Here is a 3,782-nt window from a genome sequence, read left to right as displayed (position 1 = left end):
TGTAAAGGTCTGCACTGCCTGCCCTCCATGGCCAGTTGGATGTCGCGAGGCTGGCTACGTCGCCAACCCCAGGTGCTTTCTGATCTTGCGAGCAGTCTTGGGATCAATTTCCCGGCTTGGCAGCGTGGTGAGCTTGTCGCCAACATAGACCATCGCGTGACCTCGGCCCGTTGCGCGGGCTTCTTCCCGGATTTCAGCGATGGAGCGGTCCCTCTGGTCCATGTGCCGTCCCGGTTCGCTGATCCGAATGTCGGACATTTTTGTCCGCACGTCAACCGACGGGTGACGGCCGGCCGCGACGGGTGCGCGTGCCGAGCACGCGCCCGCCGTGCGGCGGCCCTTTCCTGCGGGGGTTGATTTTTTGGGAGCGGCAAAGCACGGTTAGCGCGGATTAGCCGAGGTGGCATCATGGAAGGTTTGGCGGAGCTATTGGAGCGGGTAGAGCGGTCTTTGCCGCCGGCTCTTGCGCGGGAGCTACGGCAGGGCGGGTATTATCTGACGCTTGGTTCATCCGGCCCGGCGCCCTCGCTCTCGCCCGCGCCATCGCCCCCTCTTGTCCGGCTTGATCCGGCGCTTGAGGAAGAAGAGATTGCGGAGCTTGAGGCGATGGCTTCTTTCGGCCCGGCCGCGACCGGAGTTAGCAATACGATTTTCATTTCTCCGGACGTGACCGGGCGGCATGCGGCGCGGATCAAGGTCGCGATTGATCCGCCTCATTCGTTCAAGCCGGGGGGCAAGGACTCATCGATATCGATCGCTGACGGATCGGTGACTGCGGGCGAGCACGTCCCGCCCGCGCTCCTCAGGCAACTCCAGCAATTTATCGATCTGAACCGCGAGGTGCTTCTGGCGTATTGGGACGGACGTATAGATACCGCGCAGCTTGTGGCAGGGCTTAAGTCGATCGATCCGTGATCCGTGCCGCCGATGTTTCCAAGCAAGCGGAGCCCGATGAGCGCAGCGACATCCGGGGATTTCCGCTTGCGCTGATCCCGCATATCGCTGCGCTCATGGGGCTACTCGCTGAGACGGCGACGCTTCGGTCGAAGTGAGGATTCAGCAACGCCCGTAACGGGGTTCTCCGTTCCACGCAAGAACCGCTGTTCACGCGCTATGAGCGGACGGTCCTGGACTGCGCCGAAATCGCCGTTGCCGATCCAGATCAGGTCGGACTCGACGATCCCGACGATCCATTGCGGGTAGCTGGCGGCCCAACCGCTGGCCACGGCGATCGCGTCATTGCGATCGCTGTACCAGCCGTCGAAGGCTGCGGCGTCGTCTTCGGGGGTGTCGCCGCTGTCGGGCGCATATCTGACGACGGCCCAGGATTGCTGGGCAACGGGAGCTGCGGTCTGGGGCTGCCTGGGCGGTTTCCTTGTTTGCAAACGGTGGCGAGCGGACGCAACGTCAGTACAGCGCCCACAGGGCGCGGAGCGGTGTTGCGGAAGCGGGTGCTTGGGATGCGCGCGCGAGGAGGCGCAACCAGCGCAACGTCATGAGAGCCGGGCATCGTTCATGTCCGTCAGCCATCATCGCGGCAACTGCCGTCGTTTCACCAACACCACCCATCCTCGCCGGTATCGGAACTCCGGCATGGAACTGCAGAAGCATTTGGCGGTATCGGCCAACACCACTCGAGTCTTTTCTCGGGAACACAGAGGTATTTGTACGGCTGTTCGTTGCGAGACAAGTACCAGCGCCGTCCCCGCCAAATGAAAACATCCCTCCCCGCCCGGTCTTCGGCACAAGGAAACGGTCTCGGATGTGGACGCGGATACTCCGCCTGGCCGAGCCCTTCAAAATGAAGGCGCGACTCGTCCAGGCGTCGCGGAGCGACATATGGCGGTGCGCTCGACGTTCTGGTCGCCGACGCCTGCGGCAGCTGAATTTGCTGCAGCCAAGACTTCACCAGATCATCCGGCCAGAGCAGATACAGCAGGAGTGCCACAGCCAGGGCCGTCACGATGTGCCAAAGCCAATCCCAGACTCTATACAGGAGGAGTCCCAGGACCAGGATTATCGTCGCTGTCAACAACATGCCCGCCCCTTTCCTTGCGCTGGTGCCAGGCTTGTGCACACGACCGAATTCTCAACAGGAGAAATGGGGGCGGCCACGACTTCGTTCCACGGGGCCAACGCCTCACATCCTCGAATGCCGCGGCGCTGCCGGCATCAGCAACGACGAGACCAGCGCTCGGCAGCAGCACAACGAAACGCGCGGCGGTCATGATCTGGCGGCATCCGGGAGCGCGCTGGCCCCCGATGGTGCAGCGGTAGTGATAGTGCTGCCGGGCCGCGCCCTGCGCGCTTCATCGTCGGACCGCCGCCACCCTGCGCCGGCAACGCAACCGGGTTTTCGGGTTCAAGGACGATCGGTGGTTGCAAGCTGCACGGTTGCATTTCCTGCCGGTTCGCGCCGCCGTCAAACCGAGCGGATCTTTCACCAGCGGGTTAAAGTGTTCGATAACCTTTGGCGACGATCGTATTTTCTCATCGCGCTTTTTTTAGACGCGCTGCGTTAGGACACAGGCGAATTTTCGGATGCCATCTGAGGGATTGTTGCGTGTCCACCGAAAGGTTTCTCAAGCAGCGGGCCGTCAACGTCGCCGTCGACGGTCATTACACGCTGCCAAACTGGTATGATCCGCAAGGCAAGCTACGCACCTTCGCGTGCCGCACCAGCCGCGTCTCGCCGTTCCGGATGATCGTCGACGTGCCCGTCGTCGGCAAGATCTGTGATTACCTGACGTCCTATTTCCGCGATTTCGGCAAGCTTGACGGCTGCATCAGCGACACCCGTCCCGGCAGCTTCCTGCTCGAACTCGACATGACGCTTGCCCGGCGCGAGCGGCTCGCCAACAAGCTTGTCTGGCTGGAAGAGAAGCAGAAGGATCCGGAAATCATCGATCTGCGGAGGGATGCGCGGGTGATCCCGGCGAATCCGCAGACGACCTTCACGCTGGCCGACGGCGCCGTGCATGAATGCTTCATCGTCGACATGTCGGTCAGCGGCGTCGCGGTCTCGGCGGAAGCGGAGATCGATCTGGGAACGCCGCTTGCGGTGGGCGCCTGCGTCGGCCGCGTCGTCAGGGTTTTTCCGCATGGCTTTGCGGTCAGGTTCATCGAGCGGCAGAACCAGCATGACCTCGACCGGCTGTGCGCCCGGCCCGTGGCGGCCCCCGTTGCCGGTGCGAGACCCCTGTCCGAGCCCGAAGCTACGGATGTCGCGCTGGACGCGTCGTGTCCCGGCTCTCAAACGCCCTCGATGACATCGAGGTTGACGGCGGACACAGGTCGTCTCCAACCCGCGCCTTGCGAGCCGTCCGACCGGGCGTAGCGGCGAGGAGGAAGACACCCATCGGCGGACCGCGGCCGGATCCATCGCGGGAACTTTCCGCGGCTGCCGGATGTTACCGTGCGCACTGAAAATTCAGACTTTTAGGGAGACAGTTCATGCGCCCAACGATCTACGCTGCTGCTGCGTCGCTTGCCTTCGCGATTGCGATCGGACCAGCGAACGCAATGCCCATGGATCACTCCATCCAAGCGGCTGCCCCAAGCAATACCGAGCAGGTGCAGTTCATCTTTGGCGGCCGGGGATATTGCTGGTACGACGACGGCTGGCACGGCCCCGGGTTCTACTGGTGCGGCTACGCCTGGCGCCGCGGCTTCGGCTGGGGCGGCGGAGCCGGATGGCACGGCTGGCACCGTGGCGGACCGGGGCGAATGATCGGCCGGCCGGGACACGGACCGGGAATGGGAAGGCCTGGAATGGGAAGGCC

General features: G+C 63.4%; 5 protein-coding genes. 3 read left to right on the top strand and 2 right to left on the bottom strand.

What is annotated here, in order from left to right; translation table 11 throughout:
• Positions 1-54: 54 nt before the first annotated feature.
• Positions 55-222 carry a hypothetical protein gene (locus WCB02_RS32395; RefSeq protein ID WP_423964709.1) on the bottom strand — a complete coding sequence of 56 codons (168 nt, stop codon included), beginning with the start codon at positions 220-222 and terminating at the stop codon, positions 55-57.
• A gap of 186 nt (positions 223-408) precedes the next feature.
• Here WCB02_RS32395 and WCB02_RS32390 point away from each other — a divergent pair, with 186 nt between their 5' ends.
• Positions 409-915, top strand: coding sequence for a hypothetical protein (locus tag WCB02_RS32390; RefSeq protein ID WP_423964706.1), 507 nt, complete (start codon positions 409-411; stop codon positions 913-915).
• A gap of 101 nt (positions 916-1,016) precedes the next feature.
• Here the strand turns inward: WCB02_RS32390 and WCB02_RS32385 are convergent, their stop codons facing one another.
• Positions 1,017-1,385 (bottom strand): hypothetical protein, encoded by a 369-nt coding sequence (locus WCB02_RS32385; RefSeq protein ID WP_423964704.1) that lies wholly within the window; start codon positions 1,383-1,385, stop codon positions 1,017-1,019.
• Positions 1,386-2,563: 1,178 nt separating this feature from the next.
• Between WCB02_RS32385 and WCB02_RS32380 the strand changes: the two genes are divergently transcribed.
• Together WCB02_RS32380 and WCB02_RS32375 are read left to right on the top strand one after the other, a co-directional pair.
• Positions 2,564-3,337, top strand: coding sequence for a PilZ domain-containing protein (locus tag WCB02_RS32380; protein WP_423964702.1), 774 nt, complete (start codon positions 2,564-2,566; stop codon positions 3,335-3,337).
• Positions 3,338-3,453: 116 nt separating this feature from the next.
• A partial coding sequence (locus tag WCB02_RS32375; protein WP_423964700.1) for a hypothetical protein occupies positions 3,454-3,782 on the top strand: 329 nt, incomplete at its 3' end.

The organism is Bradyrhizobium sp. (genome assembly GCF_049581145.1).
GTDB lineage: Bacteria > Pseudomonadota > Alphaproteobacteria > Rhizobiales > Xanthobacteraceae > Bradyrhizobium.
Note: the sequence above shows the minus strand (reverse complement) of the source record. Positions and strands in the feature narration are given on the sequence as shown.

Bases quoted from the DNA above. Each gene is read 5' to 3' on its own strand.
- WCB02_RS32395 (WP_423964709.1), bottom strand. From the start codon at position 222: ATGGACCAGAGGGACCGCTCCATCGCTGAAATCCGGGAAGAAGCCCGC.
- WCB02_RS32390 (WP_423964706.1), top strand. From the start codon at position 409: ATGGAAGGTTTGGCGGAGCTATTGGAGCGGGTAGAGCGGTCTTTGCCG.